At 63.5% G+C, this 25,596-nt stretch carries 25 protein-coding genes; 13 read left to right on the top strand and 12 right to left on the bottom strand.

Annotated features, from left to right (window positions below):
* Positions 1 to 11 precede the first annotated feature (11 nt).
* The 8 genes from AKL28_RS07325 (at position 12) to AKL28_RS07290 (ending at position 8,895) form a co-directional block, all read left to right on the top strand.
* On the top strand, positions 12 to 878 hold the full coding sequence (locus AKL28_RS07325) for a branched-chain amino acid ABC transporter permease (protein ID WP_050467460.1): 867 nt from the start codon (positions 12 to 14) through the stop codon (positions 876 to 878).
* 11 nt (positions 879 to 889) lie between these two features.
* Complete coding sequence (locus tag AKL28_RS07320; RefSeq protein WP_050467459.1) at positions 890 to 1,885, top strand: branched-chain amino acid ABC transporter permease; 996 nt, start codon at positions 890 to 892, stop codon at positions 1,883 to 1,885.
* Entirely contained in the window at positions 1,882 to 2,649 is a 768-nt protein-coding gene (locus tag AKL28_RS07315; protein WP_050467458.1) for an ABC transporter ATP-binding protein, read from the top strand. Before AKL28_RS07320 ends, AKL28_RS07315 begins: the two co-directional genes overlap by 4 nt.
* On the top strand, positions 2,646 to 3,350 hold the full coding sequence (locus AKL28_RS07310) for an ABC transporter ATP-binding protein (protein WP_050467457.1): 705 nt from the start codon (positions 2,646 to 2,648) through the stop codon (positions 3,348 to 3,350). Before AKL28_RS07315 ends, AKL28_RS07310 begins: the two co-directional genes overlap by 4 nt.
* Before the next feature lie 27 nt (positions 3,351 to 3,377).
* On the top strand, positions 3,378 to 4,649 hold the full coding sequence (locus AKL28_RS07305; RefSeq protein WP_050467456.1) for a Zn-dependent hydrolase: 1,272 nt from the start codon (positions 3,378 to 3,380) through the stop codon (positions 4,647 to 4,649).
* An 8-nt stretch (positions 4,650 to 4,657) separates the two neighbouring features.
* A complete protein-coding gene (locus AKL28_RS07300) occupies positions 4,658 to 6,151 on the top strand; it encodes a M81 family metallopeptidase (RefSeq protein ID WP_050467454.1) in 1,494 nt (497 codons plus the stop codon).
* 64 nt (positions 6,152 to 6,215) lie between these two features.
* A complete protein-coding gene (locus AKL28_RS07295; protein WP_050467453.1) occupies positions 6,216 to 7,136 on the top strand; it encodes a DMT family transporter in 921 nt (306 codons plus the stop codon).
* Positions 7,137 to 7,329: 193 nt separating this feature from the next.
* Complete coding sequence (locus AKL28_RS07290) at positions 7,330 to 8,895, top strand: methyl-accepting chemotaxis protein (protein ID WP_050467451.1); 1,566 nt, start codon at positions 7,330 to 7,332, stop codon at positions 8,893 to 8,895.
* 98 nt (positions 8,896 to 8,993) lie between these two features.
* On the opposite strand, the gene AKL28_RS07285 is transcribed toward AKL28_RS07290, so the two are convergent.
* From AKL28_RS07285 to AKL28_RS07265, 5 genes are all read right to left on the bottom strand, one after another.
* Entirely contained in the window at positions 8,994 to 9,521 is a 528-nt protein-coding gene (locus AKL28_RS07285) for a peroxiredoxin family protein (RefSeq protein WP_050467450.1), read from the bottom strand.
* A 213-nt stretch (positions 9,522 to 9,734) separates the two neighbouring features.
* Positions 9,735 to 10,394, bottom strand: a complete 660-nt coding sequence (locus AKL28_RS07280; RefSeq protein ID WP_050467449.1) for a BON domain-containing protein — start codon at positions 10,392 to 10,394, stop codon at positions 9,735 to 9,737.
* Entirely contained in the window at positions 10,387 to 10,983 is a 597-nt protein-coding gene (locus AKL28_RS07275) for a phosphoheptose isomerase (protein ID WP_050467448.1), read from the bottom strand. The genes AKL28_RS07280 and AKL28_RS07275 overlap by 8 nt, the downstream gene beginning before the upstream one ends.
* A gap of 202 nt (positions 10,984 to 11,185) precedes the next feature.
* Positions 11,186 to 11,587: a YraN family protein gene (locus AKL28_RS07270; protein ID WP_050467547.1), complete on the bottom strand. Its 402-nt coding sequence runs from the start codon at positions 11,585 to 11,587 to the stop codon at positions 11,186 to 11,188.
* Between the two features lie 16 nt (positions 11,588 to 11,603).
* On the bottom strand, positions 11,604 to 12,833 hold the full coding sequence (locus tag AKL28_RS07265; protein WP_050467447.1) for a penicillin-binding protein activator: 1,230 nt from the start codon (positions 12,831 to 12,833) through the stop codon (positions 11,604 to 11,606).
* A 13-nt stretch (positions 12,834 to 12,846) separates the two neighbouring features.
* Between AKL28_RS07265 and rsmI the strand changes: the two genes are divergently transcribed.
* Entirely contained in the window at positions 12,847 to 13,746 is a 900-nt protein-coding gene (gene rsmI / locus AKL28_RS07260) for a 16S rRNA (cytidine(1402)-2'-O)-methyltransferase (RefSeq protein WP_050467446.1), read from the top strand.
* A gap of 28 nt (positions 13,747 to 13,774) precedes the next feature.
* Here the strand turns inward: rsmI and AKL28_RS07255 are convergent, their stop codons facing one another.
* From AKL28_RS07255 to mreC, 6 genes are all read right to left on the bottom strand, one after another.
* Positions 13,775 to 14,107 (bottom strand): SMR family transporter, encoded by a 333-nt coding sequence (locus AKL28_RS07255; RefSeq protein ID WP_050467445.1) that lies wholly within the window; start codon positions 14,105 to 14,107, stop codon positions 13,775 to 13,777.
* A 20-nt stretch (positions 14,108 to 14,127) separates the two neighbouring features.
* Positions 14,128 to 15,285 (bottom strand): septal ring lytic transglycosylase RlpA family protein, encoded by a 1,158-nt coding sequence (locus tag AKL28_RS07250; protein WP_156226257.1) that lies wholly within the window; start codon positions 15,283 to 15,285, stop codon positions 14,128 to 14,130.
* Between the two features lie 161 nt (positions 15,286 to 15,446).
* Positions 15,447 to 16,556 carry a rod shape-determining protein RodA gene (gene rodA / locus AKL28_RS07245; protein WP_050467443.1) on the bottom strand — a complete coding sequence of 370 codons (1,110 nt, stop codon included), beginning with the start codon at positions 16,554 to 16,556 and terminating at the stop codon, positions 15,447 to 15,449.
* Between the two features lie 87 nt (positions 16,557 to 16,643).
* On the bottom strand, positions 16,644 to 18,605 hold the full coding sequence (mrdA, locus tag AKL28_RS07240) for a penicillin-binding protein 2 (protein ID WP_050467442.1): 1,962 nt from the start codon (positions 18,603 to 18,605) through the stop codon (positions 16,644 to 16,646).
* 35 nt (positions 18,606 to 18,640) lie between these two features.
* On the bottom strand, positions 18,641 to 19,153 hold the full coding sequence (gene mreD / locus AKL28_RS07235; protein ID WP_050467441.1) for a rod shape-determining protein MreD: 513 nt from the start codon (positions 19,151 to 19,153) through the stop codon (positions 18,641 to 18,643).
* Positions 19,150 to 20,205 carry a rod shape-determining protein MreC gene (gene mreC, locus AKL28_RS07230; RefSeq protein ID WP_050467440.1) on the bottom strand — a complete coding sequence of 352 codons (1,056 nt, stop codon included), beginning with the start codon at positions 20,203 to 20,205 and terminating at the stop codon, positions 19,150 to 19,152. The genes mreD and mreC overlap by 4 nt, the downstream gene beginning before the upstream one ends.
* Positions 20,206 to 20,411: 206 nt before the next feature.
* Here mreC and AKL28_RS07225 point away from each other — a divergent pair, with 206 nt between their 5' ends.
* Positions 20,412 to 20,756 (top strand): hypothetical protein, encoded by a 345-nt coding sequence (locus AKL28_RS07225; protein WP_050467438.1) that lies wholly within the window; start codon positions 20,412 to 20,414, stop codon positions 20,754 to 20,756.
* Between the two features lie 54 nt (positions 20,757 to 20,810).
* Here the strand turns inward: AKL28_RS07225 and AKL28_RS07220 are convergent, their stop codons facing one another.
* On the bottom strand, positions 20,811 to 21,854 hold the full coding sequence (locus AKL28_RS07220) for a rod shape-determining protein (RefSeq protein WP_050467437.1): 1,044 nt from the start codon (positions 21,852 to 21,854) through the stop codon (positions 20,811 to 20,813).
* A 382-nt stretch (positions 21,855 to 22,236) separates the two neighbouring features.
* Here AKL28_RS07220 and gatC point away from each other — a divergent pair, with 382 nt between their 5' ends.
* The 3 genes from gatC (at position 22,237) to gatB (ending at position 25,578) form a co-directional block, all read left to right on the top strand.
* Entirely contained in the window at positions 22,237 to 22,539 is a 303-nt protein-coding gene (gatC, locus tag AKL28_RS07215) for an Asp-tRNA(Asn)/Glu-tRNA(Gln) amidotransferase subunit GatC (protein ID WP_050467436.1), read from the top strand.
* Between the two features lie 75 nt (positions 22,540 to 22,614).
* Positions 22,615 to 24,081, top strand: coding sequence for an Asp-tRNA(Asn)/Glu-tRNA(Gln) amidotransferase subunit GatA (gatA, locus tag AKL28_RS07210; RefSeq protein WP_050467434.1), 1,467 nt, complete (start codon positions 22,615 to 22,617; stop codon positions 24,079 to 24,081).
* 18 nt (positions 24,082 to 24,099) lie between these two features.
* Positions 24,100 to 25,578, top strand: coding sequence for an Asp-tRNA(Asn)/Glu-tRNA(Gln) amidotransferase subunit GatB (gatB, locus tag AKL28_RS07205; RefSeq protein WP_369691613.1), 1,479 nt, complete (start codon positions 24,100 to 24,102; stop codon positions 25,576 to 25,578).
* Positions 25,579 to 25,596: the final 18 nt, after the last annotated feature.

Raw genomic sequence — 25,596 nt, 5'->3', positions numbered from 1 at the left:
ATCGAGGTCTCATGAATATCTATCTGCTGCAGATCGCCAACGGCATAGGCATCGGCATGCTCTACTTCCTGCTGGCGGTAGGGCTGTCCATCGTGTTCGGCCTGCTGCGCTTCGTCAATTTCTCGCACGGGGCCTTCTTCCTGCTGGGCGCCTACCTGTGCTTCCAGATCACCGACATGGGCATCGGCTTCTGGTGGTCGCTGCTGGTGGCGCCGCTGGTGGTGGGCCTGTTCGCCTGGATCGTGGAGCGCTTCGTGCTGCGGCATGTGTATGCACTGCCGCATCACTTCCATATCCTGTTCACGGTAGGTCTTGCGCTGGTGCTGCAGGAAGCCGTGATTTCGTATTGGGGGCCGCTGGGCAACAACGTCTCGCCGCCCGACATATTGCAGGGCGTGGTGATGGCCGGCGGCTTCGTCTATCCCAAGTACCGCCTGTTCGTGATTGCCGTCACCGCGGTCATGGCCATCCTCTTGTGGTGGGTGCTGGAAGGCACGCGCCTGGGTTCGATCGTGCGCGCCGGCAGCGAATCGACCGAGATGGTGTCGCTGCTGGGCCTGAACATCAACCGCATCTTCAGCCTGGTGTTCGCGCTGGGTGCGGCTACCGCCGGTCTGGCCGGGGCGCTCGCCGCGCCGATCCGCGGCGCCGACCCGTTCATGGGAGTGGAGGCGCTGGGCATTGCCTTCGTGGTGGTGGTGATTGGCGGCCTGGGCAGTTTCTGGGGAGCGCTGATCGGCGGCATCCTGGTCGGCATCGTGCAAAGCGTGATGAGCACGGTGTGGTCCGAGGGTGCACACCTGATGATCTATGTCGCCATGGCGGCGGTCATGCTGCTGCGGCCCAATGGCCTGCTCGGCCGGCCCGGCGCGGCGTGAAAGGAAGGCTGATGAAACAACTTGCGCATTTCCGCTATACCCTGCTGGCCGCCGCCGTTGCACTGCTGCTGCCGCTGTGCCTGAGTTCGGGCACGCTGGCCACCGAAGTGCTGGTGTTCGCGCTGGCAGCGCTCGGCTGCAACTTGCTGCTGGGTTATACCGGCCTGATGTCGTTCGGCCAGGGCATCTTCTTCGGTGTGGGCAGCTATACCGCCGGCGTGGTGCTGCTGCAGCTGAAAGCGCCGCTATTGGCGACGCTGGCCATGGCGGCGCTGGGCGGCGCGATGGCGGCGCTGCTGGTGGGCTGGTTCTCGATCCGCCAGCGCGGCACCTACTTCGTGATGCTGACGCTGGCCTTCGCCCAGATGTTCTACTTCCTCGCCTACACGATGAAGGATGTCACCGGCGGCGACAACGGCCTGCTCGACATCCCTCGCCCACCGCTCGCCCTGTTCGGCCAGACGCTGCTGCCGACCACCTCCTCGTGGCAGTACTACACGGTGGTGGCGATCCTGTTCGTGCTGGTGTTCTGGCTGCTGCAGCGGGTGGTCGATTCGGTATTGGGCCGCACCTTGCTGGCGGTGCGCGACAACGAGGCGCGCGCTTCGGCGGTGGGCTACGACATCCGCCTGCTCAAGCTCGCAGCCTTCGTCATCTCGGGCGCGGTGACGGGCCTGGCCGGCGGCCTGCACGCGATGATGACCGGCGTGGCGCCGCTGTCCAACATCGAGTACCACACCAGCGAGTCGATCCTGATCATGACCGTCATCGGCGGCACCGGCAACCTGTTCGCTTCGGTGCTGGGCGCCTCGTTCTACGTACTGGCCGGCAACTGGCTCTCCACCTTGTGGCCGCGCTGGCTGATGCTGCTGGGCTTCCTGCTGATCGCAGTCAGCCTGTACATGCAGAAGGGACTGTTCGGCCTGGCGATGAAACTGATTAACGCGGTGCGCCCCGCCAGGCGCGATAGTGCTGTCGAGGTGGCCGTCAAGGAGAAGCATTCATGAGCGCGCCCATCCTGCAAGCGGTTAACGTCACCAAGCGCTACGGCAAGTTCACCGCAGTCAACAGCATCACGCTGGACATCATGCCGGGCACCGTGCATTCGGTGATCGGCCCCAACGGCGCCGGCAAGACCACGCTGTTCCACACACTGACCGGAACCACGCCGATCACCGAAGGCAGCATCCGCGTCGAAGGCGAGGAAGTGGCGCACCTGCCCGGCTACAAGCGGGTCAGGAAAGGGTTGACGCGTTCGTTCCAGGTCACCAGCCTGTTCCCCAACCTGACGGTATGGGAAAACCTGCGGCTGGCCGCGCAGGGCTGCCATCCGCTGGCGGCGCTGAATCCGTGGAAGCGCGCCGAGCAGATGCATGCGGCCTGCGAGCTGGCCGACAAACTGATCGCGCGCTTGTCGCTGCAAGGCGTGGCGCGGCGCGTTTCGGCGGAACTGTCGCACGGCCAGCAGCGCCGGCTGGAAGTGGGCATGGCGATGGCCGGCCAGCCCAAGGTGATCTTCCTCGACGAGCCGACCTCGGGCATGGGCATCGACGACATCGCCGAGATGAAGCGGCTGATCCACAGCCTGCGCGACGATTACACCGTGGTGCTGATCGAGCACAACATGGATATCGTGATGGACATTTCCGACCGCATCACGGTGATGCAGCTGGGGCAGATCCTGGCGCAGGGCAAACCCGACGAGATCCGCAGCGACGAGCGCGTGCGCCGCGCCTATCTGGGCAGCATGATTACCGGAGGCAAAGCATGATCCTGCAAGTGGAAGACGTACATGGCTACTACGGCAAGAGCCACATCCTGCAGGGTGTGTCGCTGCAGGTGGATGCCGGCGAGGTAGTGACGCTGCTGGGGCGCAACGGCGCCGGCAAGACCACCACGCTCAAAAGCATCGTCGGCGTGGTGCCGCCGGCGCAGGGACGCGTGCTGTTCGAGGGCAAGCAGGTCAGCGGCTTGCCGGCCTACAAGATCGCCGCGCGCGGCGTGTGCCTGGTGCCGGAGCACCGCGGCATCTTCAAGCTGCTGACCGTCGAGGAAAACCTCAAGATGGCGGCGCGCAAGGAATCGGCCTGGGGGCTGGAAGACGTCTACAAGATCTTCCCCCGCCTGAAGGAGCGCCGCAAGAACGGCGGCGGCCAGCTCTCCGGCGGCGAGCAGCAGATGCTGGCGATCGCACGCGCGCTGATGACGCATCCCAAGGTGCTGATGCTGGATGAACCGGTGGAAGGCCTGGCGCCGGTGATCGTCGACGAGATCGTGGCGCAGATCAAGCTGATCAAGGCCACCGGGATGTCCATCATCCTGGTGGAACAGAACCTGGAAGTGTGTACGCAACTGGCTGACCGCCATTACATCGTCGAACAGGGACGCATCGCCTACAGCGGCAGCAATGCCGAGTTCCTGGCCGACGACGGCGTCAAGGATCGTTACCTGGGTGTGAACCTGGCGGCCTAAAGTCAAAACGAATTCAAGGAGTCATTCATGGATATGAAAAGCAAACCCAATCCCAAGGCCGCCGCATTACGCATCGATGGCAAGCGCCTATGGGATTCGCTGATGGAACTGGGCCGGATCGGCGGCACCGCCAAAGGCGGCGTATGCCGGCTGGCGCTGACCGACCTCGACAAGCAGGGACGCGACCTCGTCACATCCTGGGCCAAGGCCGAAGGCATGAGTGTGGTGGTCGACCAGATCGGCAACATCTTCATGCGCCGCCCCGGCCGCAACAACGCCCTGCCGCCGGTGATGACCGGCTCGCACATCGACACCCAACCGACCGGCGGCAAGTTCGACGGCAATTACGGCGTGCTGTCCGGCATCGAAGTAATCCGCACACTGAACCAGCACAAGATCGTGACCGAGGCGCCGATCGAGGTGGCGGTATGGACCAACGAGGAAGGTTCGCGCTTCGTGCCGGTGATGATGGGTTCGGGCGTGTTCTGCGGCGCCTTCACGCTGGAGCATGCGTACAACGCCACCGATGTCGACGGCAAGAAGGTGAAGGATGAACTGGCGCGCATCGGCTACATCGGCGAGCAGAAGTGCGGCGACCATCCGATCGGCGCCTACTACGAGGCGCACATCGAGCAGGGGCCGGTGCTGGAAAACGCCGACACCGTGATCGGCGTGGTGCCGGCGGTGCTGGGCCTGTCGTGGTACGACTGCACGGTGACCGGTTTCGAATCGCACGCCGGTCCGACGCCGATGGAGATTCGCAAGGATGCGCTGCAGGTCTCCACGTACATCATGCAGGAGGTAGTGGCCATCGCCAACCGCTATCCACCGTATGGCCGCGGCACGGTAGGTTCGGTGCAGGTGATACCCAACAGCCGCAACGTGATCCCGGGCCAGGTGAAGTTCTCGGTCGACCTGCGCAACGTCAGCGACGAACTGCTCAACAAGATGCACAATGACCTGCTGGCCTATATCGAAGCGACGCGCCGGAAGACCGGACTGAAGATCGATCTGGAGCGCGTGTCCTATTTCCCGCCCTGCCCCTTCCATCCGGATTGCGTGGGTAATGTACGCGATGCTGCCAGCGGCCTGGGCTACAAGACGATGGATGTGGTCTCCGGCGCCGGCCATGACGCCATCTACGCCGCGCGCCTGGCGCCGGCCGGAATGATCTTCGTGCCGTGCAAGGACGGCGTATCCCACAACGAGATTGAAGACGCCAAGCCGGAACACCTGGAAGCCGGCTGCAACGTGCTGCTGCAGGCCATGCTGGCCAGCGCCGGCATAGTCACCGAATAAGGACTGCAATGAAACCCAAGATCGTCATCGCCCGCATGAATCACGAGACCAACACGTTCTCGCCGATTCCCACCCCGCTTGAAGCCTTCTCCCCGCAGTGGGACGAGGCGGCTTATCAGGACCAGAAAGGCGCGCGCACCGCGATGGGTGCGTTCCTCGACATCGCCGAACAACTCGGCGCCGAGATCGTCACGCCGCTGGCGGCCTGGGCCAATCCCAGCGCAGCCGTTGCGGCCGATGCCTACACCGTGATGTGCGACGGCATCGTGCGCGCCATCGAGCAGGGCTGCGACGCCATCATGCTCGACCTGCACGGCGCCATGGTGGCCGAGAACGCCGATGACGGCGAAGGCGCCTTGCTCGAACGCATCCGCAAGATTGCCCCCAAGACGCCGATGGCGGTAGCGCTGGACCTGCACGGCAACGTCACACAGAAAATGGTGGACCACGCCGACGTCATCGTCAGCTTCAAGACCTATCCGCATATCGACATGGTCGAGACCGGCGAGCATGCCGGCCGCCTGCTGGTCGACCTGCTCAATGAAAAATCCCGGCCCGTGGTCGGCTGGCGCCAGCTGCCGCTGCTGTCGGCCACGCTGACCAGCAACACGTCGGCATCGGCCATGCAACGCGCGGTGGAGGCGGCCAAGGAGGCCGAGAAACGGGATGGCGTGCTGGCGGTGTCGGTGCTGGCGGGGTTCCCGCTGTCCGACTTCCGCGATGCCGGGATGTCGGTGGTGGTGGTCGCCGAGAACGACCGCGCCCTGGCCGACGCCGTGGCGGAAGAGATTGCCCGCCAGATGTGGGCCGAACGCGACGACTTCGTCTACGACAGCCTGCCGTTGATGCAATCGCTGGCGCAGGCGAAAGAACGCAGCCAGGGCGCAGGCAGCGGTCCGGTGCTGCTTCTGGACCATAGCGACAATGTGATGTCGGGCGGCACCTGCAACACCATGGATGTCCTGGAAGCGGCGCTGGCGGCCGGCCTGGAGGGCATCGCGGTGGGCCCGATCAGCGATCCGGAAGCGGTGGCGCATATGGTGGAAGCCGGTGTGGGCGCCACCATCACGCTGGCCGTGGGCAACAAGGTGCCGCTGCTCCAGCAAGGCATCACCAAGGTGCCGCCGGTGCTGACCGGCAAGGTGGCGGCCATCACCGACGGCAAGTTCACCGTGACCGGGCCGATCTATACCGGCTCGACGATACAGATGGGCCGCAGCGTGCTGTTCGATATCGGCGCGGCGAAAATCGTGGTGACGGAAGAACGCGTCGAACCCTACGACCTGGGCGTGTTTACCAGCTTCGGGCTGGACCCGGTGGCGCAGTCCTTCCTGATCCTGAAGTCGCGCATGTACTGCCGCCCGGTGTTCGTGCCGATCAGCCGCGGCCTGGTGGAATGCGACTCGGACAGCGGCGGCCCGACCAGCGCCAACTTCAAGCTGTTCCCGATCAAGAAGGTGCGCCGGCCGGTCTATCCGCTCGATACCGACATCACCTGGTAAAGCACCATGCCGCAGCCGCCAACGGCTGCGGCCACAATAAACAGGTTCCAAGGAGACCACCATCATGAACGGCGCCGCACCGGCCAGCCACGGCCAATCCAGAGCGTTGCTGGTGCTGCTGGGCATCTTGTGGGGCCTGAACTGGCCGGCGGTAAAAGTATCGCTGACGGGCGCGTCGCCCTGGGCGCTGCGCAGCATCGGCCTGGGCGCGGCGGCCTGCACGGTGTTCGCGCTGGGGCTGCTGCGCGGACACCCGCTGGCGATCCGCTCCGGACGCGAGCGCTTGCACATCGTGGTGGCGGGACTGCTCAATGTGGCGCTGTTCAATATCCTGCTGACCTTCGCGCAACTGGGCGCGGCCACTTCGCGGGTGGCCATCATCACTTATTCGATGCCGCTGTGGGCCACGCTGTTCGCACGCTTCGCGCTGGGAGAACGGCTCGATGCAATGCGCAGCAGCGGTTTGCTGCTGGGCGCTGGCGGCTTGCTGACCCTGCTGTGGCCGCTGGCCGGCGGCGGCCTTCCGCATGGGGTGCTGCTGGCGCTGGGTGCGGCGTTGTCATGGGCGGCCGGTACGGTCTATACCAAGTGGGCGCGGCTTTCGTCGGCGCCGCTGGCCATGGCCGGCTGGCAATTGCTGACCGGTGCGCTGGTGGCGCTGACGGGCCTGTTCAGTTTCGAAAGCGCACCGTATTTTCCGGCGTGGCATGCGATGCGCGGCGAGGTGATGCTGGCGCTGGGCTATCACATCCTGTTTGGCATGGCGCTGGCCCATATCATCTGGTTCTCGATCGTGGCGCGCATGCCGGCCGGCGTCGCTGCCCTGGGTACGCTGCTGGTGCCGGTGGTGGGCGTCACCGGCGCGGTGCTACTGCTGGGCGATCGCCCCACCTCTTCCGACCTGGCCGGCTTTGCGCTGATCTTTTGCGCGGCGCTGTGCGTGCTGCTGCCTCGCGGGTCGGCGGCGCAGCCGCGCACGCGCTGAGGCAATCGCCGCCCTTCCTTCCGGGCCCGGTTATTGCCGGACATCATCGCAGGCACATGCCGCCTGCATTTGCTGCAGCCGCACAGGCATATGCCTGTGTTACGCTGGATTGGTACGGCACAGTCCGTGCCGACGTCATCATCGACCCACTCCAAGCAACAAGAACAAGGGTCGCAACACAAGGGAGACAGGAATGAAAAACCTCAAGATAGGCGTACGTCTGGCCATCGGCTTCATTTCATTGCTGATGCTCATGGCGGTGATGGTGGGGATCGCGGTGTGGCGCCTGGAGAACATCGGTGACGCAACCGCGGACATGGTCAGCGTTGCCCTGAAGAAGGAGCGCGATGCCGAGCAATGGCATGCAGCGATCAAGACCAATGGCGTGCGTACTTTTGCGGTGATGAAAAGCGAGGATGCCGCTTTCCAAAAATTCTTCCAGGCCCAGATCGATACCGAATCGAACAACATCAGCAAACTGCAAAAGCGCGTCGAGTCGGCCATCGTCAGCGCCGACGAGAAACGCCTTTTCGATGAAGTCGGCAAACTGCGCGTCGCCTACCGCGATACGCGCCAGCGCATCTTCGACATGAAGGCGGCAGGCGACACCGAACGCGCGCGCGCCATGACCGACGGCGAACTGGTCAAGATGATGGATGCTTATGCCAACAGCGTGCTGCGCTACGCGGAGTTCCAGAAACAGCTGATCGATGAAGCTGCCGCCGAGATCAACAACAACTACCGTTCCGGCCGCAATCTGCTGCTGGGGCTGGGATTGATCGAACTGGTACTGGGTGCGGCGCTGGCCTGGCTGCTCACGCAAAGCATCACGCGGCCGCTGAACCAGGCGGTCAGCATCGCGCAGACCGTGGCCGCGGGCGACCTCACCTCCCATATCGCCAGCGATGCGCACGACGAGACCGGCAAGCTGCTGGCGGCGCTGCGCACCATGAACAACAACCTGCTCGATATCGTCGGCCGCGTTCGCGTGGGTACCGAAACCATCAATACCGCCTCGCGCGAGATCGCCAGCGGCAACATGGACCTGTCGGCGCGCACCGAACAGCAGGCCGGCTCGCTGGAAGAAACTGCTTCGGCCATGGAAGAACTCACTTCCACCGTCAAGCAGAACGCCGACAACGCGCGCCAGGCCAACCAGCTGGCGGCGTCGGCGTCGGAAGTCGCGCAACAGGGCGGCGATGTGGTGGGCCGCGTGGTGGCGACCATGGGCTCGATCCACGCGTCATCGCAAAAGATTGCCGACATCATCAGCGTGATCGACGGCATTGCCTTCCAGACCAATATCCTGGCCCTGAATGCCGCAGTGGAAGCAGCGCGCGCAGGGGAGCAAGGACGCGGCTTTGCGGTCGTCGCATCGGAAGTGCGCACACTGGCGCAACGCGCCGCAGCGGCGGCCAAGGAAATCAAGCAGTTGATCGACGATTCGGTGCAACAGGTGGATGACGGCAGCCGCCTGGTTGAGCAGGCCGGCAACACCATGAGCGAAGTGGTCGCCAGCGTGGCGCGCGTGACCGACATCGTGCGCGAAATCACTTCGGCCAGCCAGGAGCAAAGCGACGGCATCGAACAGGTCAACCTGGCTATCACGCATATCGACGAGGCCACGCAGCAGAATGCCGCGCTGGTGGAGCAAGCGGCAGCGGCCGCCAAGGCCATGCAGGACCAGGCAACCGCGCTGTCTGAAGCAGTGAGCGTATTTCGCCTGGAAGGTGGCACACCGGCCTTGCCGCCGCATTGATTTCCACCCTTGCGATAAAACCGGAGTGTGGTGGATCGCAACAATAAAAAACGCCGGCAATTGCCGGCGTTTTTTTCAGGATGGGAGCAAGCCCAGGCTCAAGCCTTGGCCAGTGCCTTCTCCAGCAGTTGGTGCAGCTCGGAGAATTGCGGTTCACCGACATAGCGCTTGATGATGTTGCCATCCTTGCCGATGACGAAAGTAGTCGGGGTCAGCTTGACGTCGCCAAAGGCCTGGGCCAGCTTGTCTTGCGTATCCAGCGCAACCTGGAAAGGAAGCTTGCGGGTCTCGGTGTAGTTCAGGACATAGTTCGGCGGATCGTAGCTCATTGCCACGGCGACAAAGTCCAAACCCTTGTCTTTGAATTTGTTGTAGGTCTCGATCATCTGCGGCATCTCGCCGATGCAGGTGGTGCAACTGGTGGCCCAGAAGTTGACCATCACGACCTTGCCGCGCAGGTCTTTCAACGCAACCTGCTGGCCATCGAGCCGGGTAAAGGTGACGTCAGGCGCTGCGTTGCCGGCATTCACCTTGAAATAGGCGAAGGCGGCAATGGCCGCGACCACGGCCAGGCCTGCGATCTTGATCCAAAGGCTGTTGCGTGACGCTGTTGCTTGTGCTGGCATGAGCTTGCTCCGATGACGGATTTTCCCCGGCGACGTTGCCTGGACGGCAATATCGCGGCGACAACATGCGCCGCGCGTCGAAAAAGAGAAAGGGGAAGGAAAACCCGACCATTATAATCGCGCCGGCCGATTCCTGCGGGAGGCGGCCCGGACGTGAAAACCGCCGGTTTATCCGGCGGTTTTGACTTGCATCAACAAATAGCCGGAACCGACTCAGGCGGGAGACTTGTTTTCACTAGCCGGCTTGCGCTGGTAATCCTGCAATTCTTCTTCCGTGATGTACTCGTACAGCGTCACGACCTTCTGCACACCGGAGACGCCGCTGGCGATCTTGGCGGCGAGCTGGCCTTCACGCGGAGTCACGCGGCCCATCATGTACACGATGCCACGCTCGGTGGTGACCTTGAAGGCGCTGGAATACAGCGTCTTGTCATCCACCAGGCTGGCCAGGACCTTGCTGGTGATGAGCGCGTCGCTGGAGCGCGATCCGAAGCCGGATGCCGGACCGACTTCCAGTTCGTTGAACACGGTGTCGACGTTGGAGATGGCCTTGGCTTCGCGCTCGGCGGCAACCTTGGATGCTTCATCAGGCACTTCGCCGCTGAGCAGCACCTTGCGGTTGAAGGCCGTCACGTTGACGTGCGAGCCGGCGGCCACCACGTCGGGAATACGAGTCTCTCCCTTGACCACGATCGATTTGTCTTCGGTCTGCGCCCCCAGCGTACGGCGGTCGGTGGCAGCAAAGGTGGTGGCCAGCGCACCGCCGGCAAACACCGCGAAGCAGCCTTGCAGGCTCAGGGCCAGCATGCCGCCCAGCGCCACTGCCGCCAGCGGGCGGCGCATCCGGACAAACAACGATCGTGAATCACTCATTCGCATCATCTCCAAAAAGCGCGACGTCGATACCGTCGCAAATGCAGTGCAAAGTCACCAGATGGACTTCCTGGATGCGCGCGGTACGGTCATGCGGCACACAGATGTGGACATCGGTGTCGTTCAAGGTCTTGCCGATAGTGCCGCCGCCCTTGCCGGTCAGGGCAATGACGCGCATGTCGCGCTCGTGGGCCACTTCGATGGCGGCCAGGACATTGCCCGAATTGCCCGAGGTGGAAAACGCCAGCAAGATGTCGCCCGCCTGGCCGAAGGCCTGGACTTGCTTCGAGAAAATTTCCTGGTAGCTGTAATCGTTGCCGACCGCGGTCAGGATGGACGTGTCGGTGGTCAGCGCCATGGCCGGCAACGGCAGGCGTTCACGTTCGAAACGTCCGACCAGTTCGGCCGCGAAATGCTGGCAATCGGCAGCGGATCCGCCGTTGCCGCAGGCAAGAATCTTGTTGCCATTCGACAGCGCGGTAAACATAAGTTCAATCGCCTGTTCGATCGGTTGCGCCAATACATTGGCTGCCTTCATCTTCAGGTCGGCGCTTTCCTGGAAGTGGGCAAGGATGCGGGGATTTGTCATAGTGCTTGCGATTATAGTTGAGTTGCGCGGCGCCAAGCCGGCACAAATCGTAAAGAAAAGTTTCTCGATGTCCGGGCCCATATGATACCGCCAGATGCGGCCGGATACCGCAAAAACGGCACGCAAAGGCACACCGCGGCTAGGCCTGTCAGGTCCCGGACGACAGCGAAACCATCAAAGGCGAGCCGCTTCGGCTTGCGCATTATTCCTCGATGGCATTACGCAGCCATTCCACATCCTCGCCATCGAAACTCACCACGTCGAAACGGCATGGCGGCGGCGAGGCATAGCGCTGCAGGAACAATTGGGCGGCCACGATCAGGCGGCGCTGTTTGGCGGGTGTGATGCTGGCGGCGGCGCCGCCGTGCGAGCGGCTGGCGCGGGCCCGTACTTCGATGAAGACCAGTCCGGCGCCGTCGCGCATGACCAGGTCGATCTCACCGCCCTTGCAACGGAAATTGCGTTCGATCAACTCCAGGCCGTGGCGGCGCAAATAGGCCAGCGCCGCATCCTCGGCCGCGTCGCCGGTGCGCTGGCGGCCGGTGCGTGAATCCGGCCGGTCCGGTTGGGCGCCTCCTGCAGGACGGCGCCAGCCGTCGAACATGCCCATGCGGGTTCCCTCAATACTGGTCGGCGGTCGGCACCGGCAGACCGTCCTGGAAGATCGCCTGGGTCTCCTGGCGCTGGAAGTAGGTGGCGCCGCCCCTGATCATGTTGACGTTGAGACGTCCGGTGACGCCATCGAGGTCGAAACCGGAACGCTGCTGGGCGATTTCATAAGCGATGCGGTAGGCATCGATACCCAGCGCATACAGGCGCGCCAAATCGGGATTGGGCCGGTCGTTTTCATTGCCGGTCGGCCGCGGATAGCGCGCGACCGCAATGTTGTCGGGCTGCAATTGCCAGGGAAGATCGATCAGCTTGACGCCATCCAGCTCCGGCATCTTGTCGTTTTGATTGTCGCGGTTGAGCGTAAAGGGATTGATCTGCGAGGTGCCATAAAGCGGCAGTTCGGCGCCCACCGCGCTGCGCAGTTGCACGGTCTGGCTCGCGTCAAGCGCGGCGAAGACCAGTGCCGGCTTTTCCTGCTCGATGCGCTTGGCCAGCTGGGCCAGGCCGGGCGCGCTGAGGACGTTGCCGGGCGTACTCAGCTCCAGGGTCTCGACCTGCAGCCCAAGCTGGCGCGCGCGGATCAGGAAGGAACGGGCGGCGCGTTTTTGCCACGTCACCGCGGTGGAAACCGCAAAGATCTTGCCGGGCGCTTTTTCCTTCTCGACCCAGTTGGCCACCTGGCGCGCCTCATCGTCGATGGACAAGCCGACGGTGAGCATCATCGGCGGCAATTGCGGTTCGGCTTCGCCGGGCAAGTCAGGCTGGGCCAGTGCGATGGTCGGCTTGATGACATGTCCGCTCTGGGCAACCGAGGTCACGGCGCTACGCGAGAGTGGTCCGACGAGGATATCGAATCTGGTTGAAGCATCGTCATAGGCGCGCTGCATGTCCGACACCGAGTCGCCGGTCTCGATGACGGACAACTGGATGTTTTCCTTCTGGCGCGCATAGGCCGCCAGGAAGCCCGTACGCACGGCATCGGCGGCGGCGCCAAACATGCCGCCGCGATTGGGCAGCAATAAGGCCATGCGCACCGGGACGGATGCCGGGAATGCAGCGGGTCCTGACTGGGGTGCGGCCGGATCGGCGGATGGAACCTGCTGCGAGCTCGCCTCAGCCTGTGCCAGCAGGGGTACACTGTCGGCTGTCGGGGATGCCGCCCAAACCGGCATCCATAATCCGCCCAGGCCGCCGGCCAACCCCGCCAGCGCGGCCATTTTTTTGAATCCAGTGAACATCCCGCCTCCTCCAATGAACCAGAACCCGAGCGCAGCCGCTTCCATCCTGTCGGATGCCGCACAGCAAAACTATCCGGTGTCGGCATTATATGTGCTGGCCACGCCCATCGGGAATGCCTGCGACATTACCCTGCGCGCGCTGCACGTGCTGGCCATCGCCGATGCAGTGGCGTGCGAGGATACCCGCAACACCAACCAGCTGCTGCAGCGCTACGGCCTGTCCAAGCAACTGATGGCAACCCACGAGCACAACGAGCGCGAAGCCGCCGTGAAGATCGTCGAACGCCTGCGCCAGGGCGAACGCATCGCGCTGGTGTCGGATGCCGGCACGCCGGCTGTTTCCGATCCCGGCGCACGCGTGGTCGACGCGGTACGTGCGGCCGGCTTGCAGGTGGTGCCGCTGCCGGGCGCATCGGCGGCGGTGGCGGCGCTGTCGGCATCCGGACTGGACGACCAGCGCTTCCATTTTGTCGGTTTCCTGCCATCCAAGGCACGCCAGCGCGAGACCGCATTGCAGGAACTGGCCTCGATGCAGGCGGCATTGGTATTTTACGAAGCGCCGCACCGTATCGTCGACACCGTGCAAGCCATGCTGCAGGTGTTCGGGCCGCAACGCCAGATCGTGCTGGCGCGCGAACTGACCAAGCTGTTCGAAAGCATCCACCGCTGCCCGCTCGGCGATGCGCCGGCGTGGCTGGAAGAAGATGCCAACCGCCAGCGCGGCGAGTTTGTCGTGTTGATTCAAGGTGCGCCGCCATCGGATGGCGATCAGGCCGATGCCGAGCGCATCCTGCGCATCCTGCTGGAAGAGTTGCCGGTCAAGCAAGCTGCCGCGCTCACCGCGCAGATTACAGGCCAGAAAAAAAACGCGCTGTATGAGCGCGCGCTGGAACTGAAAAACGAGGCTGGCTGACGCATACGGCAGCCAGCCTTGATACGAGCTAGTGCGCCGAGGACTTCGAGAACAGGTTCAGCACCAGCACGCCCGCCACGATCAGCCCCATGCCAATGATCGCCGCCAGATCCAGCTTCTGGCCGAACAGCACCCAGGCCGCCACCGAGATCAGCACGACCCCCAACCCGGACCAGATTGCATAGGCAATCCCGACCGGAATCGACTTGAGCGTGACGGACAGGAAGAAGAACGCCAGGCCGTAGCCTGCCACCACGACCAGCGAAGGCCACAGCCTTGAGAAACCATCGGAAGCGCGCAGCGCGGAAGTGGCGATGACTTCGGAAACGATGGCGATGCCGAGTGCAAGGTAAGGATGCATGTGCCTGCTCCGGTGCGGCGTCAGCGTTCGACCACGAACGGCGCGCCGACACTGCGCTGGCGCACCATCAACGCTGCGTTCTGCGCATCCGGGCGGGTCGCGTAGGGGCCGGCGTAGAGACGGTACAGGCCGTTCACTTGTACTGCCTGCAGGTTATCGATGATGCCCGACAGGCTCGGCATCAGCTTGTCGCGCGCCTGCAAGGCATTGGTTTCTTGGGAATAGGCGCCGAACTGCAGGTAATAACCGGCGGTCAACGGCACCGCCTGCGGCATGGCCGGCGATGGCGACGAACCGCTGGCCACCGCATTGATGATGCCGCCGCCGCCAGCCATGCCGGCGCCGTTGGCGGAGGTCGAGGTGGTGGCGTTGATCGGCTGCACTGCGGCCACCGTGGGTTGCGGCGGCAAACTCTGCGCCGTGACTGAATTGACGGCGACCGCACCGGTGCTGACACCGGCGCCGCTCTCGGCGGCGGCATTGACCGGCGCCGGCACAATGCCGTTGCGGCGGGCATCGGCCATGCGCTGCGCCTCATCGGGCAGGATGCGCTCGACTTCCAGCTCGCTGCTGCCAGAGCTGAGATAACCCAGCTTCAATGCCGCGGTATAAGAAAGGTCGATGATGCGGCTGGAATGGAACGGCCCGCGGTCATTGATGCGCACGATCACCTGCTTGCCGGTCTTCAGGTTGGTGACGCGGGCATAGGACGGGATCGGCAGCGTCGGGTGCGCGGCCGTCATCTTGTACATGTCGTACAGCTCGCCGGAAGAGGTCTTCTGGTTGTGGAATTTCTTGCCGTACCAGCTGCCGATGCCGCGCTGGATGAAGGGCTGGCTATCGGTGATCGGCACGTAGGTCTTGCCGAACACGACGTAAGGCCGGCTGGCGGCCTTGGAAACGGGCTCCACTTGCGGTTCGGCATCGGCTACGTCGAGCAGGCCGTCCGGGATATGGTCGCCCGGACCGTCATCCTTGTAGTAGCCGCCGCGACCGGAACCTGCGGCCGGCAAGGACGGCACGTTGGACGGGCGCGCAGCGCCGCTGGCCTTGGTCGGCGCCTGGGCGGTCTGGCGCGCCGGCGGCGGTGTGGTGCTGCAGGCCGCCAGCAGAACCGGCAGGGCCAGCGCCGCCGCGCGCAAAACCTTACTGTGATAGTTGAATGATATTGTCTGCATTCCCATCCCTAAGAGCGTGTATCCGGCTGGAATTTTTCGCAACGATACCAGAGTGCGTTACCGCATGGCTGACAACGCGTCAGTGCCGCAAGTTCATCCGCATGCCGATTCGATTGCCATGCCGACAACAAAACGGCTGCGCTGGATGCCGCGGATAACGCTCAAGTCTGCACCAGCTTGCGGTGGCGCTGGATGCTCATGAGGATGCCCGCCCCCAAACCCAGCGTCACCAGCGCCGTGCCGCCGTAGCTCATGAACGGCAGCGGCACGCCGACCACCGGCAGGATGCCGCTCACCATGCCCATGTTGACGAAGGCGTAGGTGAAGAAAATCATCGTGATGGCGCCGCCCAGCAGGCGCGTGAACAGCGTCGGCGCATTGGCGGTGATCATCAGGCCGCGGCCGATCAGCAGCAGGTAAAGCACCAGCAGGACAATGTTGCCGATCAGGCCGAACTCTTCCGAATAGACAGAGAAGATGAAGTCGGTCGTGCGCTCGGGAATGAATTCAAGGTGGGTCTGCGTGCCCATCAGCCAGCCCTTGCCGGTAACCCCGCCGGAACCGATGGCGATGGTCGACTGGATGATGTGGAAACCCTTGCCCAGCGGATCGGATGTCGGGTCGATCAGCATCATGACGCGCTGGCGCTGGTAATCGTGCATGAAGGACCACACCACCGGCAGGCTGGCCGCGCCGGCAATCACCAGGCTCACCAGGATCTTCCACGGCAGGCCGGCGAAAAAGATCACGTAGAAGCCGGCCGCCAGCACCAGCAGGCCCGTGCCCAGGTCGGGCTGGCGGATGATCAGGAAGCCGGGGATCAGCAGCAGCACGGCCGCCACCAGGAAGGCATCCCAGCGCAGCATGCCTTCGCGCTTCTGGAAGTACCACGCCAGCATCAGCGGCATGGCGATCTTCATGATTTCGGAGGGCTGCACCACCATGCCGATGTTGAGCCAGCGGCGCGAACCCTTCTTGATGATGCCGAACAGCGCCACCGCGATCAGCAGCGTCACCCCTATCGTATAGACCGGCACCGCCAGCCGCAGCAACAGCTGCGGCGACACGTTGGCGGCGGCCCACATGACGATGAAGGCGATCAGGATGTTGCGCAGCTGGTCTTCCACGCGGCCGGGGAAGTTCATGCCGGCCGAGTACAGGGTGACGATGCCTACCGACAGGATCAGGAACACGATCAGCGACAGCGCGCCGTCGAACACCGTCAGGTGCGGCTTGATGATTTGCCACAATGGAGGGCGTTGCAGGCTCATGTTGGCTCCTGGAGCGGGTGGTGCACTATGTCAGCCCCCGCGCCGGCATGAAGGCGGCGCGCACGGGAATGATAAACGATGCGCATGTCAGTCCTGCGGCACATCGGGCTGGGGCTGTACGATGGGCGTATTGGCGCTGTCCTCGACCGGCGTGTCGGCCGGGATATCGGCCGGCGCCACCGACTTGATCGGCTCGTTGGGGCGCTTGCCCAGGATGAAATAATCCATCGCCTTGCGCACCAGCGGCGCCGCCACACCGGCCCCCCAGCCGCCGTTCTCGACCACCGCGGCAATCGCGATGCGCGGCGCATCCGCCGGGGCGAAGCCGATGTACAGGCCGTTGTCGTGGTAGATCCGCGAGAGCTTCCGGGAATCGTACTTCTGGTTCTTGGCGATGTTGACCACCTGCGCGGTACCGGTCTTGCCGCCGGAATCGTAGGGCGCGCCCTGGAACGCCGCCCGGCCCGTCCCTTCCTTGACCACGCCGACCATCGCGCGCTTGATGAAGTCGATGTTCTCCTGCTTCAGCGGGATGCGATAGCTTTCCTTGGGTACGGTCTCGGTGCGCTCGTGGGTGACGCCATCCTCGATGATCTTCACCAGGTGGGGCTTCATCACCACGCCATTGTTGGCCAGGATCGAGGTGGCCTGCGCCAGTTGCAGCGGGGTAAAGCTGTTGTAGCCCTGGCCGATGCCCAGCGAGACGGTGTCGCCGGCGATCCAGCGTTTCTGCTCGGGCTTGCGGAAGGCGTTGCGCTTCCACTCGGTGGAAGGCAGGATGCCGCGCCGCTCGTGCTCCAGGTCGATGCCGGTAATCTGGCCGAAACCGAAGGGCTTCATGAAGTCATGGATCGCGTTCACGCCCATGTCGTTGGCCAGCATGTAGTAATAGGTATCGCAGGAGATCGCGATGGAGCGGTACATGTCGACCACGCCGTGGCCGCCTTCCTTGTCATCGCGGAAGCGGTGGTTGCCGAGGATGAAGAAGCCGGGGTCGCGGATGGAGTCCTGCGGACGGCGCTTGCCCAGCTCCAGCGCGGCCAGCGCCATGAACGGCTTGTAGGTCGAACCGGGCGAATAGGTACCTGACAGCGGCCGGTTCAGCAGCGGCCGGTCGGGTGACTTGTTGAGTTCGTCCCAGCTTTGCTGGTCGATGCCTTCAACGAACAGATTGGGGTCGTAAGACGGCTGCGAGACATAGGCCAGGATGTCGCCGGTGGCCGGATTGATCGCCACCAGCGCGCCCTTCTGGTCGCCAAAGGCTTCTTCTACTACCTTTTGCAGCTCGATGTCGATCGACAGGATCAGGTTCTTGCCGGGCGTGGCGGGCGTGCGCGAGAGCGAGCGCACCGCGCGGCCGCTGGCCGAAATCTCGACCTCCTCATAGCCGGTGGTGCCGTGCAGCTGGCTCTCGTAGCTCTTTTCCAGGCCTTCCTTGCCGATGTAGTCGGTGCCGTTGTAATTGGCCTCGTCGTCGGAGTCGGCGATGCGCTCGGCGTCGCGTTGGCTGATGCGGCCGATGTAGCCGATCACGTGGGCCGCGGTCTTGCCGTAGGGATATTGGCGGAACAGGCGCGCCTGCACTTCCACGCCGGGGAAACGATAACGCTGGGCGGTGAATTTCGCGACCTCCTCGTCGGTGAGGCGGGTGCGGATGGGGACGCTCTCGAAGTTCCTGGATTCTTCCTGCAGGCGGCGGAAGCGGCGCCGGTCGCGCTGCTGGATTTCCACCAGCGTCCCCAGCTCGTCGATCAGGTCGTCGATGTTGGTCTTGATCTTGGAAGGGGTGATTTCCAGCGTGTAGGCGGAGTAGTTGCGCGCCAGCACCACGCCGTTGCGGTCCATGATCAGGCCGCGGTTAGGGACGATGGGCACCACCGAGATGCGGTTTTCCTCGGCTTGCGCGGCGTAGGCGTCATGGCGCACCACCTGCAGCCACAGGAACCGCGCCAGCAGCAAGCTGAAGCAGATCAGCACCAGCACGCTCACGGCGAGCAGGCGCAGCCTGAACAGCTTCAGTTCGTGCGCGGTGTTCTTGAATTCGGTCATGCTGCCTGGAGCCTGTGATGATCTGTTTCAGACCGTCAGATAGGACGGTTCTCGTCGCGGTTGATCGCGCGGCGCTGCGGCGCCAGCAGCAACCAGCTCACCACCGGCCACAAGACGGCCGAGATAAAGCTCTCGCTGAAGTAAAACCAGTGCGGAAACTTGCCGGTCACCAGCAGCTGGATCACCAGCTGCACCGCCTGCGCCAGCAGCAGCAGCGGCAGCACGTGCAGCGCCTGGGTGCGCAGCGGGAACCACAGCACGCGGCGGTGGATCATGATCGCGAAGTACGACAGCAGCGTGTAGGCCAGGGCGTTTTCACCCAACAGCGTGGCCTGGTTGACATCCATCAGCAGGCCCATCAGGAAAGCCACGCTGATGCCGACCTTGCGCGGCTGGTGGATATTCCAGAACACCAGCGCCAGCGCCACGAAATCAGGCACGCCGACCATTTGCCCCCAGGGCATCAGGTTAAGCAGAAAGGCCACGACCAGGCTGAACGCAATGAACAGCGGATTGGCCGGCAACAGGATGTAATGCGGATCGTTCATCGTGCGTTTTCCTTGCCGGCAGGCTTGGCTGGAGCGGGGGCCGCAGCAGGTGCGGCAGCCGGCGGTATCACGTTGGCTGCGCCCTTGCGCTCTTCGGAGACGTTCTCCTTGGGCGTGGCGTTGGCGTCGTCGCCGCTGGAATCGCGCGTGCTGTCGCGCAAGCGGCGCTTGAACAGCTTGGCGGATTTCTCATCGACGGCTTCCGGCTCGGGGCGCGGCGGCAAATTCTGTTCAACCAGCAGGATCAGCAGCTGGCGATGGCGGTCGATACCGGCCAGCGGCTGGCAGACGATACGCGCGAAGGAGTCGGCCGAGCGGGTTTCCACCAGCGCCACGGTGGCCACCGACAGGCCGGGCGGATAGACGCCGTCGATGCCGGACGTCACCAAGGTATCGCCCTTCTGGATATCGGCGTTGGCCGGCATGAAGCGCAAGTCCAGCACGCCGGTCTGGCCGCGCCCGTAAGCCACGCTGCGCAAGCCGTTGCGCAGCACCTGCACGGGAATGGCCTGGTCCTTGTCGGTCAGCAGCGTGACCTCGGAAGTGAATGGAAACACGCGCGTGACCTGGCCGACGATACCGACATCGTCGATCACCGGCTGGCCTGGCGCCACGCCCTGCTGGGAGCCGCGGTTGAGGATGATCTTGCGGGTGAAGGGATCGCGGGCGTCGTACAGGATCTCGCCCACCAGCGACTTGACCGGCACCTTCTGCTGCATATTGAGCAGCTTGCGCAGCTGCACGTTCTCGGCGGCCAGCTGGCGCGCCTGCTGCATCAACTGGGAATTGACGATCTGCTGTTGCTGCAAGCCCCGGTTTTCCTTCTCCAGGACGGTCAGGGCGGAAAAATAGTCGGCCACGCTGGCAGCGGCGTCGCGCGGCATCATCGCCACCCTTTGGAAAGGGTAGAGCACGGTACCGATGCCCTGGCGGATCGTCCCCAGCACATGCATGCGGGCATCGACCACCAGCATCACGAGCGACAGCAGCGCGAACACGGTAACGCGCAGGCGGGCGGAGGCGCCCTGCTTGAAGAGTGGTGGGATTTCCATAATGCGTCAGGTCGAGCCCGCCCCTCCTCTTGATTGAAGCGGGTAATCCGAACCCTTCATTTCCGTAATCTCGAACAAATTCTACTTACAAGCGAAATACTCGCGAAATTAGCCACCTGCAGGAACAATCAGCCCGACCTTCCCCCTAAACGCGACGCCAAAACAATTCTGCTTTGGTGCAATTTGCCGGAACATAGGAGAAGTTCGTGAAAAAAACAGTAATTCTTTTGAGCGTCGCCCTGACTGCAATCGCCCCTCTTAGCGGATGCTCTTACTACGAGTCTTACGCCATGATGAAGGATGGCGACAAACTGCATGCTCTCCTGGGTGACGCTCCCAGCAAGAGCCATACGCTGGCCAAACTGGGACAACCGGAAGAAATCGTACCCCTGCCTAACCAGGGTGAATGCCTTCGGTACCAAGTGACTTTCGGCAAAAAGGAACCTCTGGCACTTGGTTTCGACAAGAACGGGAAATTTCTGGCAATGGATTTCGATACTTGCGCCGGCGCCATCAGCAGAAACGTATTTTCTAAAGCCGTCAGCAAATAATGCCATGCATGGCACCACCGGCTGATGGCAATGCCACCTGCCGGTGGCCTGAACTTACTCGGACGAGAAGATCGAACCCAGCTTGTCCATGCGGTCCAGTGCCATGCCGGAGCCGCGCACCACGCAGGTCAGCGGGTCTTCGGCGACGATCACCGGCAGGCCGGTCTCTTCCATCAGCAGGCGGTCCAGATCGCGCAGCAGCGCGCCGCCGCCGGTCAGCATCATGCCCTTTTCGGCGATGTCGGCGCCCAGTTCCGGCGGGGTCTGTTCCAGCGCGTTCTTGACGGCCGACACGATGTTGTTCAGCGGGTCGGTCAGCGCTTCCAGGATTTCATTGCTGGAGATGGTGAAGGAGCGCGGGATGCCTTCGGACAGGTTGCGGCCCTTGACTTCCATTTCCTTGACTTCGGAACCCGGGAAGGCGGAACCGATGGCTTTCTTGATCGCTTCGGCGGTCTGTTCGCCGATCAGCATGCCGTAGTTGCGGCGGATGTAGTTGACGATGGCTTCATCGAACTTGTCACCGCCCACGCGCACCGAACCCTTGTAGACCATGCCGCCCAGCGAGATGATGCCCACTTCGGTGGTGCCGCCGCCGATGTCGACCACCATCGAACCGGTGGCGTCGGAGACCGGCAGGCCGGAACCGATCGCGGCGGCCATCGGCTCCTCGATCAGGTAGACCTGCGAAGCGCCCGCGCCCAGTGCCGATTCGCGGATGGCGCGGCGTTCCACCTGGGTGGAGCCGCAGGGCACGCAGATGATGATGCGCGGGGAGGGGCGGAACAGCTTGGAGTCGTGCACCATGCGGATGAATTGCTTCAGCATCTGCTCGGTGACGGTGAAGTCGGCGATCACGCCGTCCTTCATCGGGCGGATCGCCTCGATGTTGCCGGGAACCTTGCCCAGCATCTGCTTGGCTTCCTTGCCGACTGCCTGGATCGTCTTCTTGCCGTTGGGGCCGCCCTGCTGGCGGATCGCCACGACCGACGGCTCGTCCAGCACGATGCCCTGGCCGCGCACGTAAATCAGCGTGTTCGCGGTGCCCAGGTCGATCGCCAGGTCGTTCGAGAAATAACTACGTAAAAATCCAAACATGAATTGTCCTGATGCGCCCGCGCGGGGCGCCTAACTTTTTTGATAGGGGAGTGTCCGTTCATGACCGCGGCGACACGAAAAACCGGCGCCGGCAAGGCATTAATCTGACATTCTACCTTATAATTCATTGGAAACCAGCAGGCACGACCGCCAAAAATTCCAGTCCGATAAGGCCATTTGGCGGGCATTTGGCAAGGATTTCCCGTCTTTTCGACTGTAAAACCGCTGCCGCCGGAGACGCGCCCGGCAAGAAGGCTTTCCGATCGCACCGGCGAACCGGAAAACCGCTTGCCTTCCAGCTTACTGTCCGCGCCGCCGGCCGCCAGTTCGTGCCAACCCCAACTCAACATCATGCAACGCGCGACGGCGCGCCTTTTCGACCATGTCTCTAGCCCTTTCCGACGTCAAACGCATCGCCAACCTGTCCCGCCTGGAGCTGACCGACGCCCAGGCCGAACAAACGCTGGACAAGCTCAACGGCATCTTTGCCCTGGTGGAGCAAATGAAGGCCGTCGACACCAGCGGCGTGGAACCGCTCTCGCACCCGATCGCCGCCATCGAGCCGGCACTGGCGCTGCGCCTGCGCGAGGATAAGGTGACCGAGCCCAACCGCCGCGAAGACTACCAGCAGCCGGCCCCCGCTACCCAGGACGGCCTCTACCTGGTACCCAAGGTCATCGAATAAGGCCGCCGCCCACTTGCGCCCCCAGGGGCGCGGCGCTCCATACGAATACGCAGATACGCAGCGAAACGATCAAACATGCACAAGCTCACCCTCAAAGAACTGTCCGCGCAACTACAGTCGCGCAAGATTTCCGCCGCCGAACTGGCGACGCTGTTCCTCGACCGCATCGAAGCCAGCGACCTCAACGCCTTCCTGCACGTCGACCGCGAACTGACCCTGGCCCAGGCCAAGGCCGCCGACGCACGGCTGGCCGGCAATGACGCCGGCCCCCTGACCGGCATCCCGATCGCGCACAAGGACATCTTCGTCACCCGCGGCTGGCGCACCACCGCCGGTTCGAAGATGCTGGAAAACTACGTGAGCCCCTTCGACGCAACCGTGGTGGAACAGTTCAACGCAGCCGGCACGGTCACGCTGGGCAAGCTGAACTGCGACGAATTCGCGATGGGTTCCGGCAATGAGAACTCCCACTACGGCCCGGTCAAGAACCCCTGGGACAAGACTGCCGTACCGGGCGGCTCCTCTGGCGGCTCGGCCGCAGCAGTCGCCGCGCGCCTGGCGCCGGCGGCCACTGCCACCGACACCGGCGGCTCGATCCGCCAACCGGCTTCGCTGTGCGGCGTGACCGGCATCAAGCCGACCTACGGCAGCGTGTCGCGCTTCGGCATGATCGCCTTCGCCTCCTCGCTCGACCAGGGCGGCCCGATCGCCAAGACTGCAGAAGACTGCGGCCTGCTGCTCAACGCCATGACCGGCTTCGACGAGCGCGACTCGACCAGCATGCAGCGGCCGCGGGAAAATTTCAATTGCGCGCTCAACAACACGCTCAAGGGCCTGCGCATCGGCGTGCCCAAGGAATTCTTCGGCGCCGGCCTGGCCGCCGATGTTGAGCAGGCCGTGCGGGCGGCGCTGGCCGAATTCGAGAAGCTGGGCGCCACACTGGTGGACATTTCGCTGCCCAAGACCGAGCTGTCGATTCCCGTGTACTACGTGATCGCTCCGGCCGAGGCATCGTCCAACCTGTCGCGCTTCGATGGCGTGCGCTACGGCCACCGCGCCGCGGACTACAAGGACCTGGCCGACATGTACAAGAAGTCGCGCGCGGAAGGCTTCGGCGACGAAGTCAAGCGCCGCATCCTGGTCGGCTCCTACGTGCTGTCGCACGGCTACTACGACGCCTACTACCTGCAGGCGCAGAAGATCCGCCGCCTGATCGCGCAGGACTTCCAGAGCGCGCTAGAGGGAGATAACCGCCAGTGCGACGTGATCATGGGCCCGGTCGCGCCGACGGTGGCCTGGGATCTGGGCGACAAGACCGACGACCCGGTCGCCAACTACCTGGCCGACATCTTCACGCTGTCGACCAGCCTGGCCGGCTTGCCGGGCATGTCGATCCCCTGCGGTTTCGGCCAGGGCGAGAAGAACGGCAAGCGTCCGGTCGGCCTGCAGATCATCGGCAAATATTTCGACGAAGCCCGCCTGCTGAACGTAGCGCACCAGTTCCAGCAAGCGACCGACTGGCACCTGCGCGAACCCGCGTAAGCCGCTCATCAACAAAGAATTCGCAAGGACAACATCATGCAGTGGGAAGTCGTCATCGGCCTCGAAACGCACACGCAGCTTTCGACCCAATCCAAGATCTTCAGCGGCAGCTCGACCCAGTTCGGCGCCGAACCCAACACCCAGGCCAGCCCGGTCGACCTGGCGCTGCCGGGCGTGCTGCCGGTATTGAACAAGGGCGCGGTCGAGCGCGCCATCCAGTTCGGCCTGGCCATCGGCGCCACCATCGCGCCGCGTTCGGTGTTCGCCCGTAAAAACTATTTCTACCCCGACCTGCCCAAGGGCTACCAGATCAGCCAGTACGAAATCCCGGTGGTGCAAGGCGGCAAGATCTCCTATGTGCTGGAGAAGGACGGCAAGAGCGAGATCAAGACCCTGCAACTGACGCGCGCGCACCTGGAAGAAGACGCCGGCAAATCGCTGCATGAAGACTACCAGGGCATGTCCGGCATCGACTTGAACCGTGCCGGCACGCCGCTCCTGGAAATTGTCACCGAGCCCGACATGCGCAGCGCTGCCGAAGCGGTGGCCTACGCCAAGGCGCTGCACTCGCTGGTGATGTGGCTGGGCATCTGCGACGGCAACATGCAGGAAGGCTCGTTCCGCTGCGACGCCAACGTCTCGGTGCGCCCGGTCGGCCAGAAGGAATACGGCACCCGCTGCGAGATCAAGAACCTGAACTCGTTCCGCTTCATGGAAGACGCGATCAACTACGAAGTGCGCCGCCAGATCGAACTGATCGAAGACGGCGGCACTGTCGTTCAAGAGACTCGCCTCTACGATCCGGACAAGAAGGAAACCCGCTCCATGCGCAGCAAGGAAGACGCGCAGGACTACCGCTACTTCCCCGACCCCGACCTGCCGCCGCTGGCCATCGCACAAGAGTGGATTGAGCGCGTCCGGGCTACCATGCCGGAATTGCCCGCCGCGATGCGCGAACGTTTCGTCAGCGACTACGCGCTGCCGGAATACGACGCCGCCGTGCTGACGCAATCGAAGGCGATGGCCGCTTATTTCGAAGCGGTAGTCGCCGCAGCCGGCAAGGATCAGGCCAAGCCTGCCGCCAACTGGCTCATGGGCGACGTCGCCTCGACACTGAACCGCGAAGACACCGACATCGTCGATGCGCCCGTCAGCGCTACGCAATTCGCGCTGCTGCTCAAGCGCATCGCCGATGGCACCATCTCCAACAAGATCGCCAAGGAAGTCTTCGGCGGCATGTGGGAAGCCAAGTCCGGCAAGGACAGCCTGGCCGACGACATCATCGAAGCCAAGGGCCTGAAGCAGATCTCCGACAGCGGCGCGCTGGAAACCATCGTCGACCAGGTGCTGGCGGCCAACGAGAAGTCGGTAGCCGAGTTCCGCGCCGGCAAGGAGCAGGCCATCAACGCCCTGATCGGCCAGGCCATGAAGGCCACCCGCGGCAAGGCCAACCCGGCGCAGCTGACCGAACTGCTGCGCAAGAAGCTGGCGGGTTGATCGTAGCCGCTGCTGCCC

Origin of the sequence: Herbaspirillum chlorophenolicum (assembly GCF_001189955.1) — a bacterium.
GTDB lineage: Bacteria > Pseudomonadota > Gammaproteobacteria > Burkholderiales > Burkholderiaceae_D > Herbaspirillum > Herbaspirillum chlorophenolicum.
This window is presented reverse-complemented; position numbering and strand designations above follow the sequence as displayed.

Coding starts and splice junctions, on each gene's coding strand:
- AKL28_RS07305 (WP_050467456.1), top strand. CDS start 3,378: ATGGATATGAAAAGCAAACCCAATCCCAAGGCCGCCGCATTACGCATC.
- AKL28_RS07270 (WP_050467547.1), bottom strand. CDS start 11,587: ATGTTCGACGGCTGGCGCCGTCCTGCAGGAGGCGCCCAACCGGACCGG.
- AKL28_RS07280 (WP_050467449.1), bottom strand. CDS start 10,394: ATGAGTGATTCACGATCGTTGTTTGTCCGGATGCGCCGCCCGCTGGCG.
- AKL28_RS07275 (WP_050467448.1), bottom strand. CDS start 10,983: ATGACAAATCCCCGCATCCTTGCCCACTTCCAGGAAAGCGCCGACCTG.
- rodA (WP_050467443.1), bottom strand. CDS start 16,556: ATGAGCCTGCAACGCCCTCCATTGTGGCAAATCATCAAGCCGCACCTG.
- mrdA (WP_050467442.1), bottom strand. CDS start 18,605: ATGACCGAATTCAAGAACACCGCGCACGAACTGAAGCTGTTCAGGCTG.
- AKL28_RS07325 (WP_050467460.1), top strand. CDS start 12: ATGAATATCTATCTGCTGCAGATCGCCAACGGCATAGGCATCGGCATG.
- AKL28_RS07265 (WP_050467447.1), bottom strand. CDS start 12,833: ATGTTCACTGGATTCAAAAAAATGGCCGCGCTGGCGGGGTTGGCCGGC.
- AKL28_RS07255 (WP_050467445.1), bottom strand. CDS start 14,107: ATGCATCCTTACCTTGCACTCGGCATCGCCATCGTTTCCGAAGTCATC.
- AKL28_RS07220 (WP_050467437.1), bottom strand. CDS start 21,854: ATGTTTGGATTTTTACGTAGTTATTTCTCGAACGACCTGGCGATCGAC.
- AKL28_RS07320 (WP_050467459.1), top strand. CDS start 890: ATGAAACAACTTGCGCATTTCCGCTATACCCTGCTGGCCGCCGCCGTT.
- mreC (WP_050467440.1), bottom strand. CDS start 20,205: ATGGAAATCCCACCACTCTTCAAGCAGGGCGCCTCCGCCCGCCTGCGC.
- AKL28_RS07310 (WP_050467457.1), top strand. CDS start 2,646: ATGATCCTGCAAGTGGAAGACGTACATGGCTACTACGGCAAGAGCCAC.
- AKL28_RS07250 (WP_156226257.1), bottom strand. CDS start 15,285: ATGCAGACAATATCATTCAACTATCACAGTAAGGTTTTGCGCGCGGCG.
- gatA (WP_050467434.1), top strand. CDS start 22,615: ATGCACAAGCTCACCCTCAAAGAACTGTCCGCGCAACTACAGTCGCGC.
- AKL28_RS07285 (WP_050467450.1), bottom strand. CDS start 9,521: ATGCCAGCACAAGCAACAGCGTCACGCAACAGCCTTTGGATCAAGATC.
- AKL28_RS07300 (WP_050467454.1), top strand. CDS start 4,658: ATGAAACCCAAGATCGTCATCGCCCGCATGAATCACGAGACCAACACG.
- mreD (WP_050467441.1), bottom strand. CDS start 19,153: ATGAACGATCCGCATTACATCCTGTTGCCGGCCAATCCGCTGTTCATT.
- gatC (WP_050467436.1), top strand. CDS start 22,237: ATGTCTCTAGCCCTTTCCGACGTCAAACGCATCGCCAACCTGTCCCGC.
- AKL28_RS07295 (WP_050467453.1), top strand. CDS start 6,216: ATGAACGGCGCCGCACCGGCCAGCCACGGCCAATCCAGAGCGTTGCTG.
- AKL28_RS07290 (WP_050467451.1), top strand. CDS start 7,330: ATGAAAAACCTCAAGATAGGCGTACGTCTGGCCATCGGCTTCATTTCA.
- rsmI (WP_050467446.1), top strand. CDS start 12,847: ATGAACCAGAACCCGAGCGCAGCCGCTTCCATCCTGTCGGATGCCGCA.
- AKL28_RS07315 (WP_050467458.1), top strand. CDS start 1,882: ATGAGCGCGCCCATCCTGCAAGCGGTTAACGTCACCAAGCGCTACGGC.